The 19058-nt window shown below is 68.6% G+C and carries 18 protein-coding genes; 10 read left to right on the forward strand and 8 right to left on the reverse strand.

Annotation, left to right across the window (positions count from 1 at the left end):
• The first annotated feature begins 37 nt into the window (after positions 1–37).
• Positions 38–3103, forward strand: a complete 3066-nt coding sequence (locus ACZ6DL_RS16525; RefSeq protein ID WP_466051869.1) for a bifunctional [glutamine synthetase] adenylyltransferase/[glutamine synthetase]-adenylyl-L-tyrosine phosphorylase — start codon at positions 38–40, stop codon at positions 3101–3103.
• A gap of 33 nt (positions 3104–3136) precedes the next feature.
• Here ACZ6DL_RS16525 and ACZ6DL_RS16530 read toward each other — a convergent pair whose 3' ends face one another.
• Positions 3137–3472 carry a winged helix-turn-helix transcriptional regulator gene (locus ACZ6DL_RS16530; protein ID WP_040865767.1) on the reverse strand — a complete coding sequence of 112 codons (336 nt, stop codon included), beginning with the start codon at positions 3470–3472 and terminating at the stop codon, positions 3137–3139.
• Between the two features lie 106 nt (positions 3473–3578).
• Here ACZ6DL_RS16530 and ACZ6DL_RS16535 point away from each other — a divergent pair, with 106 nt between their 5' ends.
• Positions 3579–3905, forward strand: a complete 327-nt coding sequence (locus tag ACZ6DL_RS16535) for a YciI family protein (protein ID WP_040865768.1) — start codon at positions 3579–3581, stop codon at positions 3903–3905.
• Positions 3906–3907: 2 nt separating this feature from the next.
• Entirely contained in the window at positions 3908–4555 is a 648-nt protein-coding gene (locus ACZ6DL_RS16540; protein ID WP_466052005.1) for a cysteine hydrolase family protein, read from the forward strand.
• 76 nt (positions 4556–4631) lie between these two features.
• Here ACZ6DL_RS16540 and ACZ6DL_RS16545 read toward each other — a convergent pair whose 3' ends face one another.
• Positions 4632–4958, reverse strand: a complete 327-nt coding sequence (locus tag ACZ6DL_RS16545) for a hypothetical protein (RefSeq protein ID WP_466051871.1) — start codon at positions 4956–4958, stop codon at positions 4632–4634.
• Positions 4959–5068: 110 nt separating this feature from the next.
• Between ACZ6DL_RS16545 and ACZ6DL_RS16550 the strand changes: the two genes are divergently transcribed.
• Together ACZ6DL_RS16550 and ACZ6DL_RS16555 are read left to right on the forward strand one after the other, a co-directional pair.
• Positions 5069–6013, forward strand: a complete 945-nt coding sequence (locus ACZ6DL_RS16550) for an endonuclease/exonuclease/phosphatase family protein (protein WP_466051873.1) — start codon at positions 5069–5071, stop codon at positions 6011–6013.
• 151 nt (positions 6014–6164) lie between these two features.
• A complete protein-coding gene (locus ACZ6DL_RS16555; RefSeq protein WP_466051875.1) occupies positions 6165–7604 on the forward strand; it encodes a neutral zinc metallopeptidase in 1440 nt (479 codons plus the stop codon).
• Between the two features lie 4 nt (positions 7605–7608).
• Here the strand turns inward: ACZ6DL_RS16555 and ACZ6DL_RS16560 are convergent, their stop codons facing one another.
• Genes ACZ6DL_RS16560 through ACZ6DL_RS16575 form a run of 4 tightly spaced genes read right to left on the reverse strand, consistent with a single transcriptional unit; the run spans position 7609 to position 11989 of the window.
• Positions 7609–8061: a 6,7-dimethyl-8-ribityllumazine synthase gene (locus ACZ6DL_RS16560; RefSeq protein ID WP_040865773.1), complete on the reverse strand. Its 453-nt coding sequence runs from the start codon at positions 8059–8061 to the stop codon at positions 7609–7611.
• Between the two features lie 9 nt (positions 8062–8070).
• Complete coding sequence (locus ACZ6DL_RS16565) at positions 8071–8958, reverse strand: alpha/beta hydrolase (RefSeq protein WP_466051877.1); 888 nt, start codon at positions 8956–8958, stop codon at positions 8071–8073.
• Positions 8955–10325, reverse strand: coding sequence for a M20 family peptidase (locus ACZ6DL_RS16570; protein WP_466051879.1), 1371 nt, complete (start codon positions 10323–10325; stop codon positions 8955–8957). The genes ACZ6DL_RS16565 and ACZ6DL_RS16570 overlap by 4 nt, the downstream gene beginning before the upstream one ends.
• Complete coding sequence (locus tag ACZ6DL_RS16575) at positions 10322–11989, reverse strand: CocE/NonD family hydrolase (protein ID WP_466052007.1); 1668 nt, start codon at positions 11987–11989, stop codon at positions 10322–10324. The genes ACZ6DL_RS16570 and ACZ6DL_RS16575 overlap by 4 nt, the downstream gene beginning before the upstream one ends.
• Before the next feature lie 679 nt (positions 11990–12668).
• On the opposite strand from ACZ6DL_RS16575, the gene ACZ6DL_RS16580 reads away from it, so the two are divergent.
• A complete protein-coding gene (locus ACZ6DL_RS16580) occupies positions 12669–13112 on the forward strand; it encodes a TY-Chap domain-containing protein (RefSeq protein ID WP_466051881.1) in 444 nt (147 codons plus the stop codon).
• Between the two features lie 61 nt (positions 13113–13173).
• The gene (locus ACZ6DL_RS16585) at positions 13174–13908 is read left to right on the forward strand and encodes a DUF4191 domain-containing protein (protein ID WP_063049043.1); all 735 of its coding nucleotides are present in this window, start codon (positions 13174–13176) and stop codon (positions 13906–13908) included.
• A 112-nt stretch (positions 13909–14020) separates the two neighbouring features.
• Here the strand turns inward: ACZ6DL_RS16585 and ACZ6DL_RS16590 are convergent, their stop codons facing one another.
• Positions 14021–14476, reverse strand: coding sequence for an RDD family protein (locus ACZ6DL_RS16590; protein WP_062976623.1), 456 nt, complete (start codon positions 14474–14476; stop codon positions 14021–14023).
• A gap of 251 nt (positions 14477–14727) precedes the next feature.
• Between ACZ6DL_RS16590 and glnA the strand changes: the two genes are divergently transcribed.
• Positions 14728–16164: a type I glutamate--ammonia ligase gene (glnA, locus tag ACZ6DL_RS16595; protein ID WP_466051884.1), complete on the forward strand. Its 1437-nt coding sequence runs from the start codon at positions 14728–14730 to the stop codon at positions 16162–16164.
• A gap of 135 nt (positions 16165–16299) precedes the next feature.
• Here glnA and ACZ6DL_RS16600 read toward each other — a convergent pair whose 3' ends face one another.
• Positions 16300–17319 carry a hypothetical protein gene (locus ACZ6DL_RS16600; RefSeq protein WP_466051886.1) on the reverse strand — a complete coding sequence of 340 codons (1020 nt, stop codon included), beginning with the start codon at positions 17317–17319 and terminating at the stop codon, positions 16300–16302.
• A gap of 299 nt (positions 17320–17618) precedes the next feature.
• Here ACZ6DL_RS16600 and ACZ6DL_RS16605 point away from each other — a divergent pair, with 299 nt between their 5' ends.
• Both ACZ6DL_RS16605 and ACZ6DL_RS16610 read left to right on the forward strand, forming a co-directional pair.
• On the forward strand, positions 17619–18656 hold the full coding sequence (locus ACZ6DL_RS16605) for a prenyltransferase/squalene oxidase repeat-containing protein (RefSeq protein ID WP_466051888.1): 1038 nt from the start codon (positions 17619–17621) through the stop codon (positions 18654–18656).
• Positions 18657–18666: 10 nt separating this feature from the next.
• Entirely contained in the window at positions 18667–19056 is a 390-nt protein-coding gene (locus ACZ6DL_RS16610; protein WP_466051890.1) for a hypothetical protein, read from the forward strand.
• Positions 19057–19058: the final 2 nt, after the last annotated feature.

Consider the following 19058-nt stretch of genomic DNA (forward strand, 5'->3'; position numbering starts at 1 on the left):
GGCGTGCCCCCGGTCGCGGCCATGTAATTTGAGAACCATGGTCCGGCCCCCGTCTGCGCGCTCCGCCGTCCCCGGTGTCGGCCGGCTCGGATTGCTCGAGCCGTCCGCCGCCGCGTCGCTGCGCGAATTGGGCTGGGACAACGTCGAGAGCATTCCCGTGCTGTGGGCACTGTCCCGCGCGCCGGACGCCGACCTCGCGTTGAGCACGCTGATGCGGTTGCGCGAAAGCATCGCCGACGGCTGGGACGCCATCGATGCGGCGATCCGCACCGATAGCTCCCTGCGGGGCAGGCTGTTCGCGCTGCTCGGCTCGTCCAGCGCGCTGGGCGATCATCTGGTGGCGGCGCCGTCGGCATGGGAGGTCTTGCGCCGCAAGGAGTTACCCGACCGCGACGAACTGATCGCCGACCTGCTCGCGGTGGTCGAGGCCGAGCCCGCGCAAGGACCCCGCGCAACCGAGGCAGCGTCGCAGCGCGACTCGATCGGGGGTGGCGGTCGGGAGACGGGCGAGCTGCTGTTTCGCGCCGGGCTCTCGGGACCCGACGTGGTGGCGTCGTTGCGCAAGCGGTACCGCGACCAGTTGATGCTGCTGGCCGCGTCGGATCTGGCGGCAACGGTGGAGAACGAGCCCGTGCTGCCCTACCAGGTGGTGGGCCGTCACCTCACCGACCTGGCCGATGCCGCCCTGACCGCGGCGCTGGCGGTCGCGGTGGCGCGAGTCTGCAAGGACGAGCCGGTGCCGGTGCGGTTGGGCGTGATCGCGATGGGCAAGTGCGGCGCGCGCGAGCTGAACTATGTCAGCGACGTCGACGTGGTGTTCGTCGCCGAGCCCGCCGACGCCACCGCCACGCGCTTGGCCGCGGAGATGATGAGCGTCGCGAGCCAGGCGTTCTTCGAGGTCGACGCGGCGCTGCGGCCGGAGGGCAAAGCCGGTGCCCTGGTGCGAACGCTGGATTCGCACATCGCCTACTACAAGCGGTGGGCCCGCACCTGGGAGTTCCAGGCGCTGTTGAAGAACCGTTCGGCGACGGGTGATCTCGCGCTCGGCGAGCAGTACCGCGCCGCGCTGATGCCGATGGTGTGGTCGGCGTCGGAACGCCCCGATTTCGTCGCCGACGTCCAGGCGATGCGCCGCCGCGTGGAAGATCTGGTGCCCGCCGATCTGCGCGAACGCGAACTCAAGCTCGGGCGCGGCAGCCTCCGGGACGTCGAGTTCGCCGTGCAGCTACTGCAATTGGTGCACGGGCGGGTGGACGAGACACTGCACGTGCAGGGCACCGTCGAGGCGCTCGGCGCGCTGGCCGCGGGCGGATACGTCGGCCGCGACGACGCGGCCAATCTCACCGCGTCCTACGAATTCCTGCGGCTGCTGGAACACCGGCTGCAACTCCAGCGGCTGCGTCGCACCCATACGCTGCCCGCCGCCGACGACGAGGAGGGCATGCGCTGGCTGGCCCGCGCCGCGCACATCCGGCCCGACGGCAGGCAGGACGCGGTGGGCGTGCTGGACAGCGAGATCCGCCGGAACGCGGTGCGCGTTCGGCGATTACACGCCAAGCTGTTCTACCGGCCGCTGCTGGAATCGGTGGCGCGACTGGACTCCGATGCGCTGCGCCTGAGCCCCGAGGCCGCCATCCGGCAGCTGGCCGCGCTCGGCTACGCGGCGCCCGAACACGCCCTCGGCCACCTCAAGGCCTTGACCGGCGGCGTGTCCCGCAAAGGCCGCATCCAAGCCCTGTTGTTGCCGACGCTGCTCGAATGGCTCGGCGACACGCCGAATCCCGATGCGGGCCTGCTGGCCTACCGCCGCGTGTCGGAGGGGCTGGCCGATCAGATCTGGTTCCTGCGCGAACTACGCGACGAGGGCGCGATCGCGCAGCGGCTCATGATCGTGCTCGGCTCCTCGGAGTATCTGCCGGATCTGCTGATCAACGCGCCCGAGACGATCCGGATGTACGCCGACGGGCCCGGTGGTCCGCTGCTGCTGGGCCCGCAGCCCGAGGAGGTGGCTCGCGGCATCCTCACCGCCGCCGCGCGCTACGACGATCCGAAACGCGCGGTAGCCGCTGCGCGTTCGCTGCGCAGGCACGAACTCGCGCGGGTGGCGTCGGCCGATCTGCTCGGCATGCTCGAAGTGCCGCAGGTGTGCCGGGCGTTGTCGTCGGTGTGGGTCGCGGTGCTCGATGCGTCATTGCTCGCGGTGATCCGGGCGAGTGAGGCGGAGCGGGGTGCGCCCGCGCCCGCCGACATCGCGGTGATCGGCATGGGCAGGCTCGGCGGCATGGAACTCGGCTACGGCTCGGACGCGGACGTGCTGTTCGTCTGCGACCCGAGGCCGGGGGAGGACGAGACCAAGGCCGTCAAATGGGCGATCGGGGTGGCCGACCGGGTGCAGCAGCTGCTCGGGGCGCCGAGCACCGACCCGCCGCTGCACGTGGACGCCGGGTTGCGTCCGGAGGGGCGCAGCGGCGCGCTGGTGCGCACGTTGGCCGCCTACGCCGCGTACTACGAGCAGTGGGCGCAGCCCTGGGAGGTGCAGGCGCTGCTGCGCGCCAACCAGGTGGCCGGTGACGAGGAACTCGGGGTGCGATTCCTGCACGTCATCGACAAGGTGCGGTACCCGGCGGGCGGTGTGTCGGCCGAGGCGGTGCGCGAGATCCGGCGGATCAAGGCCAGGGTGGACGCCGAGCGGCTGCCCCGCGGCGCCGATCCGGCCACGCACACCAAACTGGGGCGCGGGGGGCTGGCCGACATCGAGTGGACGGTCCAGCTCGTGCAGCTGCGGCATGCCCACGAGGTGCCAGGTCTGCACAACACCTCCACGCTGGAAGCGCTGGACGTGATCGAGCAGACCGGCCTGCTGGACGAGCAGGACGTGGCGCTGCTGCGCGACGCGTGGCTGACCGCCACCAACGCACGCAACGCCTTGGTGCTGGTGCGCGGCAAGCCGACCGATCAGCTTCCGGGGCCCGGCCGCCTTTTATCCGCCGTCGCACGCGTCGCGGGGTGGCCCAACGACGACGGCAGCGAATTCCTCGATCACTACATGCGCGTCACCCGGCGCGCCAAAGCCGTCGTCGAACGAGTCTTCGGCGGCGCGTAAGCGCGTACCGCGCGGGCTCTCACTCGTCCGGTGTCACGAACCGAGGGTGAGGCCGGTGCGGGCCGCGCGTTGTTCGCCCCAGTCGTAGAGCGCGGTGAGGACAGGCACGAGAGTGTGGCCTTCGTCGGTGAGGGTGTATTCGACCTGCGGCGGCACCGTGTCGAAGACGGTACGCCGGACCAGGCCGTCGGATTCCAGTTCTCGCAACTGCTGGACCAGCATCTTCTCGCTGGTCGTCGGCATCCGCCTGCGCAGCTCGCCGTAGCGGTGCACGCCCTCCTTCAGGTGGGCGAGGATCACCGGCTTCCACTTGCCGCCGATCAGGTCGACGGTCACCTCCACGGCGCAGTGGTAGCGCTTGTCGGGCACGTGTCCTCCGGGTACTCACTGAAAAGTGCGTTCTTGTAACACTGTAATCATCGCGATTCCATGGATGCCGTTCAGCGGAACCATCACGGACATGGAGTGAAATTCTATGAAGGTCATCGTTTTCGACCGATTCAAGCCCGGCGTCACACTGGAGACGATCAACCCCTATCTGCCCGAGGAGGTCGCCAACGTGTGGCGGCTGTGGAAGGCGGGCATCGTCCGGGAGAACTACGCCCGCGCCGACGAGCCCGGCGTGGTCATCGTCTTCGAGGTCGACAGCGTCGAGGAGGCGCGCAAGTACGTCGCGGACTTCCCGCTGACCAAGGCCGGGTACCTGGAGTGGACCTTCGTGCCGGTGCAGGCGCCGTTGCCGCTGGAGGCGCTGATGGACCCGGCCGTCGACGTCGCCGAGCCCTACGACCGGACCGCGTGAGCATGCGACACGCCTTCGGCCTGAGCATCCCGGGGACCGTACCCGAGGCCTGCGATCCCGCGCGGATGGCGCTGCTCATCTACGACATGCAGATCGGCATCGTGCGGCAGATCCCGGAGGGCGAGAAGATCGTGCGCGCCTGCGTGCGACTGCGCGACGCCGCGCGGGCGGGCGGTTTCCGCGTCTTCTACACCCGGCACATGTCGCTGCCGGTCGCCGCCTCGGGCGTCGCCCAGTTGCGCACCGCCATGTCCTGGCAGCGCGTGGACGACCCCGCCGAGCTGCGCTCCAGCTTCCCGCAGGGCTCCGCGCAGTTCCAGCTGGTACCCGAGCTGACGCCCGGGCCGGACGAGGTGGTGTTCGACAAGATCACCATGTCGGCGTTCGCGGCGACCCCGCTGGATTTCGCGCTGCGCGACTGCGGCATCGACACCTACGCCGTGGCGGGCATCGCCATGGAGGTCGGCATCGAGCCGACCGTCCGGCACAGCCTCGATCTGGGTTATCTGCCGATCGTCGTCACCGACGCGTGCGGTGCCGGGCATCCGGAAGCGGCCGAAAGATCGTTTGCCACCCTGCAATTCGCGGGCGGTTCGCTCACAACGGACACCGCTGTACTCATCGAGTCGATGAGTCGGCCCGCCCGCTGACGCCGTCGAACCGCTGCGCGCCGCCCACCGGTCCGGGTTCGTGGCCGTAAGCTCGCTCGCCCGGTCGCATTTCGGCTCATCGTTGCCTGTGGGCGAGTCCGCCTCGCGGTCGGGTGCTCGCAGCACCGGTCAAGGACTGGAATCGGTCGACGAACTGGCGGATCGCCAACCGGTCCTCGTCACCGAGCCCGTTCGCGGCCGTGACGGTGACCATGGTGCCGGAGTCGATCCGCAGGACGTCCCAGGCCACCGGCAGGACGGGCGCGTGCACGCTGCGCCCGTTACCGCTGACCGTGATGGACGAACGGCAGACACCCGGATTCCAGGCCAGCTCTTGGGCGATCTCGGCCGTGAGCGGCCCCTGCGCGGGAAATTCCTCGACGTACATCCTCGACCTCGTCACGTCGCCGACGGTGCTGAGCCAGTGTAGCCGGGCCGGAATCCGCTCGGACCACACAGAACGCACACCTGCGCTCCATCGCGTCTTCGCGGATCTTGCCTAGGCTCGACCACATGCGTGAATGGATGGGCCGGGCATTGCTCGGTGTGGGGTGGTGCGCTGTCGCCGCGGGCGCCGTCGGACTCGTGCTGCATTTCGGCGCGTGGCAGCGGCGCGGGCTGGTGCTGCTCGCGTCGGGGGCGACGTACCTGATGATCGGCGCCATCGTGGGTGTGGTGCTGCTGCTGATCGCGCGCGGGTGGCGCAGTGCGGCCGTCGCCGGGGTGCTGGCGGCGGCCGTGCTGTGGACGCTGGTGCCCGCGTTCGTACCGGAAGGGCGGGCCGCGAACGGTCCGCAGCTCACCGTCATGCAGTCGAATCTGCTGTTCGGCGGCGCCGATCCGGCCGCAGTGGTGCGCGCGGTGCGGGACAACCACGTCGACGTGCTGACGGTCGACGAACTGACCGGTGCCGCGGTCGAGCGGCTGGCGGACGCCGGTCTGCTCGGCGAATTGCCCTATCACTACACCGAGCCCACCCGCGACGGCGGTGGCGGCACCGGCATCTACGGCCGATACCCGCTGCGGGACAACAGAAAGTACGACGGCTACATCCTCAACAATGTCTCCGCGACGATGGATCATCCCGAGCGTGGGCCGATCACCGTCTTCGCGTTCCATCCCGTCCCGCCGCCGTTCGATTTCCCGGCGTGGCAAGCGGAAATGCGCAGAACCCGCGAAATCCTCGACGCGCACCGAGGTCCCGCCATCGTGGGCGCCGACTTCAACGCGACTCGCGACCACGCTGCCTATCGTGACCTCTTGCGCGGCCGCTTCGCCTCGGCCGCCGACCAGACCGGCGCGGGCCTGCTGCCCACCTTTCCCGGGGACCGCGTCTGGGGCCCGGTGATCGGCATCGATCACATCCTCCTGGCCGACGCCACCGCCGAGGAGTTGCGGACGCTCTCCATCCCCGGCTCGGATCATCGAGCGCTGGTCTCTCGCATCCGCCTGCACTGACCGGGAGTTCGCACTCACCTGCGCGAAGACGTTGCGCGCCTTGCGAAGCCGGTGACAATCGTGGCCGCGATGATGCGCGAAGCCGGTTCGCAGCGATTACGATGTGAGCGCTCGGCGGGCCCGAGACGCGGTACTCGGGGAGGCGAGTTCGATGACGAAGAACACGCGCTTCGGCGCGGTGGCCGTGCTCGCGGTGGTGACCGCCGTGCTCGCCGGTTGCGCAGCGGGAACGAACGATTATGCGGCGCAGCATGTCTCGCCGCCGACCGACACCTGGGAGCTGGCCGGATCCATGACGGCTTCCGGCCCGAACGGCCCGCGCAAGGGCGTGGCGGACGCGCCGCTCACGGCGGTGAACGGCGACGGCGGCACCATGGACAAGCTCGCCCTCAATGCCATCGCCGACGTTCAGGACTTCTGGGCCACCGAGTACCCCGAGCACTTCCCCGGCACATTCGAGCCGGTGACCAAGTACATCTCCTGGGACGCCAAGGCGCCGAAGGTCAAGGCGGTCGAGTTCTGCAAGTCCGACACTTACCAGGTGGTTAACGCCGCCTATTGCGGCGGCGACCACACCATCGGCTGGGATCGGGGCGTCCTGCTGCCGAAACTGGTGCAGAAGTACGGTGAGATGGCGGTGGTGATGGTGCTGGCCCACGAGTACGGGCACGCCATCCAAGGGCAGGCGAAGCTGGCGGGTTTGCTGACCCCGCCGCTCGTGCAGGAACAGCAGGCCGATTGCCTCGCCGGTGTCTTCCTGCGCCACGTGGCCGAGGGGAATTCGGCGCACTTCGCGCTCAACACCACCGACGGCCTCAACGCCGTGCTCGGCGCCACGGTGGCCGTGCGCGACCGGGACCCGAACGATCCGGAGAACGTGCACGGCTCGGCCTTCGAGCGGGTGACCGCGGTGCAGATCGGCTACACCGACGGCGCCGACGGATGCAAGAAGATCTCCAGGAAGGAGATCGCGCAGCGCCGCGGCGATCTGCCCACCACCTTCGAGCCCGGCGAGGAGCAGGCCCAGCTCCCGGTGGATGCCGCCGCGCTGAGCAGTCTCGGCCAGGCGCTGACCGAGATCTTCCCGGTGACGCGGCCGCCGCAATTCGACTACTCCGGCGTCGGTCGCGGCTGCTCGGACGTCACCGTCACCCGGCCGGTGTCGTATTGCCCTGCCGCCAACCGGATCGGCACGGACGTCCCCGCACTGGCCCAGCGCGGCGGACCGATGGCGGGCGACGACCCGCTGTCGGCGGTGGTGGACGGCGACTACAACGCGTTCGTCGTCTTCGTGTCGCGGTATGTGCTCGCGGTGCAACAGGATCGCAAGCTGTCGCTGACCGGCGCGGAGACGGCCGGTCTGCGCACCGCCTGCCTCAGCGGCGTGGTGACCACCATGCTGAGCCGGCCGGGCAGCGATCCGCACCTGTCCGCGGGCGATCTGGACGAAGCGGTCTCCGGCCTGCTCGCCGACGGCGCGGCGGCCGCCGATGTGAACGGCAAGGTCGTGCCGAGCGGCTACCAGCGGCTGGAAGCTTTCCGCACCGGCGTCCTGGACGGCGAGAGCGCCTGCCTGGCCCGGTTCCGGTAGGCGCCTACACCGGCAGCGACCGCAGCGAGCTGAGCGTGCCCGCCAGCGCGCGGGCCGCCTCGGCGCCCTTGGTCAGGAAGTGCTCGGTGAAGTACGTGACGTGCTCGCTGTGCTCGTGGAAGTGGTGCGGGGTGAGCACGACCGAGAACACCGGCACGTCGGTGTCCAGCTGCACTCGCATCAACCCGTCGATCACCGCCGACGCCACGAAGTCGTGCCGGTAGATGCCGCCGTCCACCACCAGCGCGGACGCGACGATCGCCGCGTACCGGCCGGAGTGCGCGAGGCGCTTGGCGTGCAGCGGGATCTCGAAGGCGCCCGGCACCTCGTAGACGTCGATGCCTGCGGGATCGAAACCGAGGTCGGTGTATTCGGTGCGGAAGCCCTCGTAGGCCTTACCGACGATCGAGCTGTGCCAGCTGGCGCGGATGAACGCGATGGATCCGGTTGTACTCATGTCGAGATACTACTTTCCGGTAAGGTGCGCTTCCAGCCAGCCGACGACGTCGTCGAGGACCTTGTGCTGCTCGGGCTCGTTGAACACCTCGTGGTAGAGGCCCTCGTAGCGGATCACCGTGAGATCCTTCGACCCCGCGCCGCGCTCGATGAGATCGGAGCTGGATGGCGCGGCGATCGCGTCGGCGGTGCCGTGCAGCACCAGCACCGGCGCGGTGAGCCGCGCCAGTCGCTGCTTGACCGAATCCGTCGCGCTCAGCATCTCGGCGGCGGTGCGGGCGGGCAGCTTGCCCCGGTAGACCAGCGGATCGTTGTCGTAGGCCGCGACCACCGCAGGGTCGCGGCTGATCTGCGACGAATCCAGCTTCAGCACACCCAGATTCGGAGTGAACCGGCTCAACACCGGTGCCAGACCGCGCTGCACCGGATTGCCCACCGGGATGTCCAGCGGCGGGGCGGACAGCACGATGCCCGCGACGTCGATCGGCTCGCGGGTGGCCAGAGACAGGGTGATCAGACTGCCCATCGAGTGCGCGACCACGAAGCGCGGCACGCCGGGCTGCTCACGGCTCGCGATGGCCAGCATGGCGGCGACGTTGTCGGCGGCGGCCGCCATGGAGCCGATGTTGGCCTTGCCGCCCGCGGACTTCCCGTGCCCGATGTGGTCGAGGGCGTAGACCGCGAAACCCGCGCCGACCAGCCGCCGGCCGACGTGGGTGTAGCGGCCGGAATGCTCGGCCACGCCGTGCACCAGGACGATCACGCCCCGCGCGGCGCCCTCCGGCAGCCACGCGCGCCAGGCGACCGCGCCGTCTGCTCCGTCGAACTCACCGGACTCGGTGCGGATCGCGGGCGGCTCGGTGGGCGTGGCGTCGCCCGCCGTCGGCTTGGTCGTCATGCCTGGGCTCCTGACGTTTCTGGCGCGCCGACCGTCGCGAAATGCTCGATCAGCCGCCGGTTGAACTCGATGAGTCGAGCGTAGTTGACGCGGGAAAGGCGCTCGTCGGTTCCGTGGATCGAGGCCAGGTCGCCCGCCTCCAGCACGATCGGCGCGAAATTGCACCGGGTGTCCGCCAGGTCGTCGTAGTGCCTGGAGTCGGTCGCGCCGGGGACGATGCCGGTGGTCACCGCGATATCGGGGACGACGGCACGGGCGATACCGGCGATCAGCTCGAAGGCGGGGCCGGGCCCCGTGATCCGCGACGGCTCCGACGACATACCGATCAGCTCGAAATCGATCCCTTTGTCGCGCACCACTTTCCGGCAGTGGGCGAGCACCGAGGCGACCGTGTCGCCGGGCAGGATGCGGAAGTTCACCATGGCCTCGGCCCGCTGGGGCAGCACATTCGCCCGCACGCCGCCGCGGATCACCGTCGGCGCCGTGGTGGTGCGCACCATCGCCTCGGTCTGTGGCTGGGCCGCCATCACCCGGGTGATCACCGGCGCGGCGACGCCCGCCAGGCCGAGCAGGCGCCGCCGGGGGCCCGGCATGACCTGGCGCATCCTGGCCAGCATGTCCGCGATCACCGGGGTCAGGCGCAGTGGCATCGGATTGTCCTGGATGCGGGCCACGGCTCGCGCGATCCGGCCGACCGCCGTCTGCTTGCCCGGCATGGACGAATGCCCGCCCACCTCGGTGACCGACAACCGCACCGTCGCGTAGCCCTTCTCGCCGAGCATGATCGTCGCCACCGGCTGCCGCACGCCGTCGACGATGCCCGAGGTGATCACACCGCCCTCGTCCAGCAGTAGATCCGCGCGCACGCCCGCCTGTCGCAGGTGGGCGGCCATCCGCTCGGCGCCGTCGCCGCCGAAGACCTCCTCGTCGTGCCCGAAGGCCAGGTACACGGTGTGCCGGGGCCGCAGGCCCGCGGCGAGCGCGGACTCGACCGCCTCCAGGATGGCCAGCACCCGGCTCTTGTCGTCGATCGCGCCACGGCCCCAGATGTATTCCTCGTCGACCACGCCGGCGAACGGTGGGTGGGTCCAGCGCTCGAGGTCGTCCACCGGCACCACGTCCTGGTGCGCGAGCAGGATGGCGGCCACCCGGTCCGGTTCGACGCCCGGCCAGCGGTAGAGCCTGCTGTGCGCGAACTGTCGCAGTTCGAGTTCGGCGTGCACCCGGGGAAAGGATGCCCGCAGGTGCGCGTCGAGGCGTTCGAACGCCGCGCTGTCGGCGTCACGCGGGTCGTCGGTGGACACCGTCGCGCATCGCAGCGCGGCGGCGAGGCGTTCGGCGGTCAGGTCGTCGACCGGTTCCGTCATCGGTCACCGGTGCGGTCGGGCAGATTCATGGACACCGTTGCATTGTTCAACATGCTCGGGTCCAGGGCGATCGTCTTCTCGTTTCGCCACTTCACGATGCCTTCGGTGAGCCCACCCGGCAGATCGGGACGGCGCGTTCCGGTCAGCAGGGGCAGTTCGATGCGCGCGGACCTCACCGTGACGGAGGCGAAGGCGGGGGAGTGCGACCACACGTCGTCGACCACGTCGGTGACCCGCACGCCGATTCGGTGACCGGCCGCGATCGGCCAATCCTGAGCCAGCAGGCGGACCTCGGCGACGTCGCGGACGGGGGCGATCCCGCGGGTGATCACGGTCGCGCGCAGGTCGGGTGCGATGTCGTAGAGCTCGACCGCGACCGTCGCGCTCGCAGGGCCGCTCAGCCGCAGGGTGGCGGTGGGGATGCCGGACAGGTGCTGGTCCCCGGTCAGCGGCGCGGAGACCGACCAGAGTTCCCGGTCGGGCCCGGGGATCAGGCCCCGGTCGGTGTACTCGCCGGTTCGAAGTTCGACCGGGATTCGCCGCGCGTCGGCGGGCGGCCACGCGGTCTCCGCGCGCCAGCGGCCGTCGAATTGGCCGACGGTGATCCGCGGTCCGGCAACCACCACATCGCGACCCGCGACGTGCTTGTCGAAGAACGCGAGCAGCTCGGTGTCGAAGTGGGGTGTGCCGCATTTGTCGTGGCAGGTGCGGTGCCCCCACTGACCGAACCAGGCCCGATGCTCGCCGGGCCCGAGGCTGTTCCACAAGTCGAACACTCGGTAGGCCCGGGTGTTGTAGTCGACGAAGCCCTGACCGAGGAACAGCGGGATCGTGTTGCCGCGCAGTCGCGCGACGAGGTCGCGGTCGCGCCAGAAGGCGGTGTCCGGATTGTGGTCGCCGATCTCGGCCAGATACTGCCGATAGCACTGCCACGGCAATTGCGTCGCGTTCGCCTGGTATTCGCCGGAGTCCTCCGGGCGCGGTGGGGTCGACGCGATGAGCAGATGCTCCAGCCCCGCGAAGTCGGCGGGGCGCACACCGCTCTCGGTAATCGGCTTGCCGGAGAACTTCCACGAGACGCCCTGCATGTACAGGTAGGAGTACGGGTCGACGACCGGCTCGAACGCGCCCACCGCGGCCAGGCCCTCAGGGGCCATGGCGGAGCCCATGAGACCGGTCCAGGCTTCGTACGACGTGCCGAACAACCCGACCTTCCCGGTGGACCAAGGCTGACCCGCCGCCCACTCCACGGCGGCGGCGACATCCGCGCGTTCGCCGGGGCCGCCGAAGTCCGGGCAGCCGTCGGAGCCGCCGAACCCGCGCAGGTCGACGATGACGTAGGTGTAGCCCGCGTTCAGGAACAGTTCGGCGGTGAGATTGTCGGTGGACGGGCCCCCGGTCAGGCGCGGCTCACTCAGGTACGCCAGGTGCGCGCGATACGGGCTGACGGTGAGGATGACGGGTGTGCGGGTGTCGTCGGAGACATCGGCCGGGCGCAGGATGTCCGCGTGCAGCCGGGTGCCGTCCTTGCCGTCGATGAACGTCTGCTTCCACTGATAGTGCACCGCCAGCGGCTCGGCGGCGGCGGTCACCGGAGTGAACGCCGCCAGCAGCAACAGCAGGCCGCACACGGCACGCGGCAGGACGGCTCGTTCGGTCACCATAGGACTATCGAGTGTGCCCGGATAGCCGTCCAGCCCCCGGAACCAGGGTGGTTGCCGGGCGGACGCCATCCGCCGTTCCTGAGCAGACCGGCATCCGGCGGCCGTTCCGGAGTGCGGATTCGCGGTTGTCACCCATGGAGGGCTTCGGCGGTCGTACCGATGACGCGTGGCCGAACGTGACCGCCATCCGCACATCAGGGCCTGCGAAGGAGTGGACGATGGCGGAGAACACCGAGCCGGGATATCCGGCGTATGTGCGGACCATTCTCGGATTTCGGAGATTCCCGGCGCGATGGTGATCGCGCCACCACGTATCCGGCTGGTGAAGGAATGGGCCTGTGCCGGTGCGTTTTTCGAACTCACCGGTGCATTCATGTCGCATAGGGCGCACGGATCGGCGGTCGTCCATCATTTCTACCGGGGATCTTTCGCGGCCCGCGGGGTCGCGTCCTGGGCGTTGCGCCCGGCGAGCGGTAAGCCGTGCGCGCCGGTGTTCCGGCGATACGGGCAGGTCACGTGGGTGAAGGAGGCGCAACGGGATACAGCGGCGGCGTAATATCGAGGCAGGCCATGGCGAATGGCTATGGCTGGGTCCAACTCATCGGTGGCACAAGGTAATCCATCCGGTGTCCGATGGGGTCGGCGTATGATCATGCCAGTGCGAATACCCGGGGGAAGAATGAACGAGCCGGCTACCGCGGACTGGGAACGGTTCGTGCAAGCGCTGGCGCACTGTCTTTCGGAGTTGCCCTCACGGGCGACCCTGATCATCGCCGCACCCGGAAATCGCTATGTCCAATTTGTCCAATACGACATCAAATTGTCCGCTGAACTGGCCGGGAACCATTACCTGAGCAACCCCATACCGGAGCCCGCCGCGCAGGAGTTACGCGCACTGGGCTGGCACGAGCCCGTGGTGCGGCGCGACGCGGACAACTGGACCAGGACCCTGTTCTGGCCCATCGCGCCGAACAGCCTGGTCGAGTTCGCCCGCTCGGTCGTCGTCGGCCTGCGCGACGCCCTCGGTGTGGCGACCCCCGTCGAGTTGCGCGCGATGGGCTGGACCGAGGCGTCGGGCGACCTGGATCTCACGGTGCTCGGCCCGATCGCCCGGCGCGGGTAGAACCGACCAGGCCGCTGTCCCACGGCAAAGCCGCGACTACCTGGGCACTATCCTGAGAGACATGGCAGCAGGCAAGCCCACCAAGGAAGCGAAGGCCGCGGCGAAAGCGGCCCGCAAGCAGCAGTCGAGAGAACGCCGCAAACAGCTGTGGCAGGCGTTCCAGATGCAGCGCAAGGAAGACAAGCTGCTGCTGCCGCTGATGATCGGCGCCTTGGTCGGCATCACCGCCGTCTTCGTCGTGATCGGCCTCGTCTTCGGGCTGACCTGGTTCCTGGTTCCGCTGGGCGTTGTGCTGGGGGCGCTGGTGGCGTTCATCATCTTCGGCAGGCGGGTGCAGAAGAGCGTCTACCGCAAGGCCGAGGGCCAGGCGGGCGCCGCGGCCTGGGTGCTGGACAACCTCCAGGGCAAGTGGCGGGTGAGCAACGGCATCGCCGCCACCACCCAGTTGGACGCGGTGCACCGGGTGATCGGCCTGCCCGGCGTGGTGCTGGTCGCCGAAGGCTCCCCGCAACGGGTCAAGTCGCTGCTCGCCCAGGAGAAGAAGCGCACCGCCCGGCTGATCGGCGATACCCCGATCTACGACGTCGTCATCGGGAACGACGAGGGCCAGGTTCCGCTCAAGGACCTGCAGCGCTACCTCACCAAGCTGCCGCGCAACATCGACACCAAGCGGATGGACCTCATCGAAGGCCGGTTGTCGGCCCTCAGCGCGCGCGGCGGGCCCGCCCTGCCGAAGGGGCCGATGCCCGCGGGCGCCAAGATGCGCGGCGTGCAGCGGACCATCCGCCGCCGCTGATCCTGCTCGGTCGAAAGGCTCGCGTCCGAGGACGCGGGCCTTTCGTCTGTGATCGGGCGCGAGGACATGGCTCGAGCCGCGCCCGGTTCGCGCTACCGGCCGAAACCGGCGCTCAGCGTGAGCGCACCAGCGCCGTGCCGGTCGCGCGGTCGTGCATGCCGCGCCCGTCGGCGTCGGTGAACAGCGCGGGCACCACGAACAGCAGCAAAACCTGCCTGGCCAGCGCTCGGACGAACCCGACCGGCGCGTCCGCGTCGATACGCACCGTCCGCAACCGCAGGAAATACTGCCCCGGCGTGAACCCGAACAGCGTGACCGCGCCGACGCCGATGACGAACCAGATGAGCAACGTCACACTCGACGCCGAACTGCCGCGGACGATCAGGGCCGCGATGCCGAGCGCGATCATCCAGTCCACGAACAGGGCGGCGATGCGGCGCCCCATACCGGCCAGCGAGCCCGCTCCGGTCTTCGGCAGCCCGAGTTCCGCACCGGGGAACTCGGGGGTTGCCGGGCCGCCGGAGTCGGCCGGAGGTCCGGAGAGCCAGGAGCCGGTGATGCGTGCCATGCCCCCAGAATAGGCGCGGACGGACCTGTGCCCGGGATCGCATAAGCGGAGTTCAGCGTCGGCGAGCATGTCGGCGGAGGCCGGACTACCATGCAAGTCGAGTCCGGGTGGTCAGTACCACGCGGCCGGAGGCACGTGTAACACCGGCGAAACACATCCTTGACTGCGGGGAAACACGGCATCCATAGCGTCTGGTCGCGACGAACCCATGCAAGCGACACTGGCTGGGAACCGATCCGTAAGGAGAACAAGTGACGTTCAGCACGGCCGACGAGGTCATCAAATTCATCGCTGACGAGGACATCGAGTACGTCGACATCCGGTTCAGCGACCTGCCCGGTGTGCAGCAGCACTTCTCGATCCCGGGGAAGGCCTTCACCACCGACCTCGCCGAGGAAGGGCTAGCGTTCGACGGCTCCTCCGTTCGTGGGTTCCAGTCCATCGACGAGTCGGACATGCTCCTGCTGCCCGACTTCTCCACCGCGCGCGTCGACCCGTTCCGCGCCGCCAAGACGCTGAACCTCAACTTCTTCGTGCACGACCCGTTCACCCGGGAGGCCTACAGCCGCGACCCGCGCAACATCGCGCGCAAGGCGGAGGAGTACCTGCGCTCCACCGGTATCGCCGACACCGCGTACTTCGGCGCCGAGGCGGAGTTCTACATCTTCGATTCCATCCGTTACGACTCGGCCATGAACGGCGCCTTCTACGAGATCGAATCGGTCTCCGGTTCCTGGAACACCGGTGCCGAGTTCAACCCGGACGGCACCCTGAACCGCGGCTACAAGGTGCGCAACAAGGGCGGTTACTTCCCCGTCGCGCCGTACGACCACTACGTCGACCTGCGCGACAAGATCTCGACCAACCTGCAGAACGCGGGCTTCGAGCTCGAGCGCGGCCACCACGAGGTCGGCACCGCCGGTCAGGCCGAGATCAACTACAGGTTCAACACCCTGCTCGGCGCGGCCGACGACCTGCAGCTGTTCAAGTACATCGTGAAGAACACCGCGTGGGCCGAGGGCAAGACCGTCACCTTCATGCCGAAGCCCCTCTTCGGTGACAACGGCTCGGGCATGCATGCGCACCAGTCGCTGTGGAAGGACGGCAAGCCGCTGTTCCACGACGAGGCCGGCTACGGTGGCCTGTCCGATATCGCCCGCCACTACATCGGCGGCATCCTGCACCACGCGCCGTCGCTGCTGGCGTTCACCAACCCGACCGTGAACTCCTACCACCGTCTGGTGCCGGGTTACGAGGCCCCCATCAACCTGGTGTACTCGCAGCGCAATCGCTCCGCCGCGGTCCGCATCCCGGTCACCGGCAACAACCCGAAGGCCAAGCGCATCGAGTTCCGCGCACCGGACTCCTCGGGCAACCCGTACCTGGCCTTCGCCGCCATGCTGATGGCGGGCCTGGACGGCATCAAGAAGAAGATCGAGCCGCTGGCCCCGGTCGACAAGGACCTCTACGAGCTCCCGCCGGAGGAGGCCAAGAACATCCCCCAGGCCCCCACCAGCCTGGCATCGGTCATCGACCGCCTCGAGCAGGACCACGACTACCTCACCGAAGGCAACGTCTTCACCGAGGACCTGATCGAGACCTGGATCACCCTCAAGCGCGAGGGCGAGATCGCCCCGGTGAACCTGCGGCCGCACCCGTACGAGTTCGAGCTGTACTTCGATGTGTAAGCCGTAGTTCGCTCCGGCCCCGTGCAGGAGCGCCTCTTCAGGCGCTCCCCAGGCGCTAGCCGACGAGTCCATCTGGTCCGTGATCCTCCGGGATCGCGAGGCAGATGGACTCGTTGACGTCTGGGCGTCGGCGGGCTACACAGCGCTCCACGTGGGTGTGCCGTAGACGTTGAGTTTGTCGATGCCGTGGTCGGCGGAGAAGCCCAGTCCGACCGCCGAGTAGCGCCAGGCGGCACCGGACGACTCCGCAGCCTGGGCGAGTGCGTCTACGGCATATGTGGTGCCGTGGTGGCGGGATGCGAGTTCGGTCACGAGATCGCCGAAGTCGGTATGTTGTCGCGACCCGAGTGAGAGGCCGAAACCGGTGCCGCCCGCGCTTCTCGAACAGCACACGAACCAGTCGTGTCGGTGGAGTTCGGCTGCCTCGATGCCACTCCGGACGAACTCGGACAGCAGTTCCCAGGCCGGATGCCCGAAATATCGGGACAGCTTCATCGGCACACCGACGTCGTCGTAGCGTGCCTTCAAGTAGATCTTGTGGTTCACATCGCCCCGTGCATCCACCTCGAGCGCGGCCGCCACCGGGGTGATGAGCTTCTCGTGATCGGGCACGGTGACCAACCCGGCGAAGCCGGGCCAGGTGCTGCACAGCCTGTCCAATGCCCCCGGCACGATCTTGAGGCCGCCGTAAACCTTGAGGCGAGCCGCATGACGTGGCGCCGCGACATGATGAACAATCCCCGTCCACGTCGCCGAACGATGCTGTGCGGGCACTGTGGCAGGGTCCGGATACAGCGTCCTGACAAATGACTGCAGCATCTCGACCACGTTCTCATCACCGTTGGGCAGCCACGCGACCAGATCGCGTATCGAGGCCAGGTGAGCGGCGACACGAGAGGCGAATTGCGTCTCCTGCGTCGCGATCTCGGTGATGTAGCGAACGGCGGGCGTGAATTTCCCCCGGCCACCGCTGACACTGGCTTCGAACGGCGTGCCGGAAATCGTCAACATGCTGGCCCGGTGACCATCCGGCCCCTGCGCGTCGAGTCGACCTCCGCAGGCTTGTTCCATCATGGCGCGGATGGTCGATGGGTCGCTACCCGGCGACAATCGATCGGCCACGTCGACCAGGAATTCTCCGGCAGGTCCAGTCATCGAGATCGTCAGGATCGCCCGGCGTTGACGGGGCCTGCGGACGGCGCTGCGGCACTTCTACCCATATCGGCAGACTCTCTCACTCCAGCGCCGCGCCTCCTCGCGGCGCTGTTCCCAATTCTGGGAATTGCGAGTCCGTGGGGCCCTGCTGTGCTCGGGAGTGGCATGTCTTTCGATCGGCAGGGGGCGCGACCTTGCCGGGTGGTGGGAGCCTGCCGCCGACGTCCGCGTACACCGCCGGGGCGGCTTGCGCGCGTCGTGGTCTAGCCGGTCCGATCTCAGAGGGAAAGCAGGGTGCCGTGGACAGTGATGTCACCGAAATGATCGCCGCGGCGTGCGAGTTCTTGGTGAGCCACCAAGATGCCGATGGCCATTGGCGCGACTATGAATTGCCCCCCGGCAGATCCGAATCCTGGATCACCGGATGTGTGGGTGTCGCGCTGAACTCGGCCGAGGACCTCCTCGTGCCCGATCCTCGCCGTACCCTGGCGCTCGACCGTGCCGTCGCGGCGTTGCGTGACTCGCAACGACCGGGCGGGTGGGGATACAACCGATCAGTGTCGTGCGATGCCGACACGACCTCATGGGTGGTGCGATTGATGGCCACACGCGATATCGAATATCCCTTGACGGCGGATCTTTTTACCGGCTACATCACACCGGTCGGCGCGGTGCGCACCTTTCCGTCGCCGGTATTCGGTTCGTGGGCAGAGGAACACGACGAGGTTGCTCCCATGGCGGGGCTTGCGCTTCTCGCACTGGGTGACTCGCCCACGATCGAGATCATCCGCGCGCATGCTGTGAGCCGCCACCTGGACAACGGAAAGTGGGATTCGTTCTGGTGGCGCTCGGACGCTTACGTCGCGGCACACAACTTGACGTTTCTGGCACTCTCCGGCGGCATACCGCGGGGGATCGCCGAAGCGGAGCAGGAGCGCTTGCGTGAAGCTGTCGGCCCGGCGGACGGTTACCTTGATCCCGGCTGTGAGCCATCCTTCGACATCGCTCAGCGCCTGATCACAGCCGTGCGGCTGGGTGCATCTGGCTACGTCGCCCTGCTATTTCAGGCGCTGCTGGCGGCGCGGCTACCGGATGGGGGCTGGCCGGCCTCGCTGGGGCTGCTCGTTCCGGGTCAACGGACGCCGACCACCGAGATGTTCGCCGATGATCGCAGGTTACTCAGCACGGCAATGGCTGTGCTGGCCCTGACGGATGTCGCGCGCGCAGCACGGCTCGGGCTCGCCACGACAGATAAGCCTGCGACCGCTGCGCCGACGCCCGAGCCCGTAGGATCGTCGGTCAGTCGCAGTGCAGGCGGGCGTCCTGCCGGCGGATGAGTGAGGATCCATGCGAGAAATTCACCCCAACGTACGCGCCGCACTCGGCCTGGGGCGGGAATTGCGGCACCGCATCGCCGCCATGCGCGAACGGTCCGACGGGATCGTCGCACGCCGACCGTCCCCGAGCGGCTTGGTCATTCCCGAAGTCGACGCGACCGGCCGGTTGCTGGACCTCTACCTGGCGCCCGGAACCTGCGCCCGGTTCGACAATGGAGAGCTGGCCGCCGAAATCATGGCCGCCGTCACCGAGAGCGTGGAGGATGCGCGGCGGCAATACCACATCGCGATGAACGACGCTGACAATCTGCCACGGCCGCTGTCGGAGGTCATGCGGGAATGGCAAGGCGAAAAGGGGCCGGACCAGCAGGCCCCCAACTCTGGGAAGGCGGAACAATGAGC

Source organism: Nocardia sp. NPDC041819, from assembly GCF_055590505.1.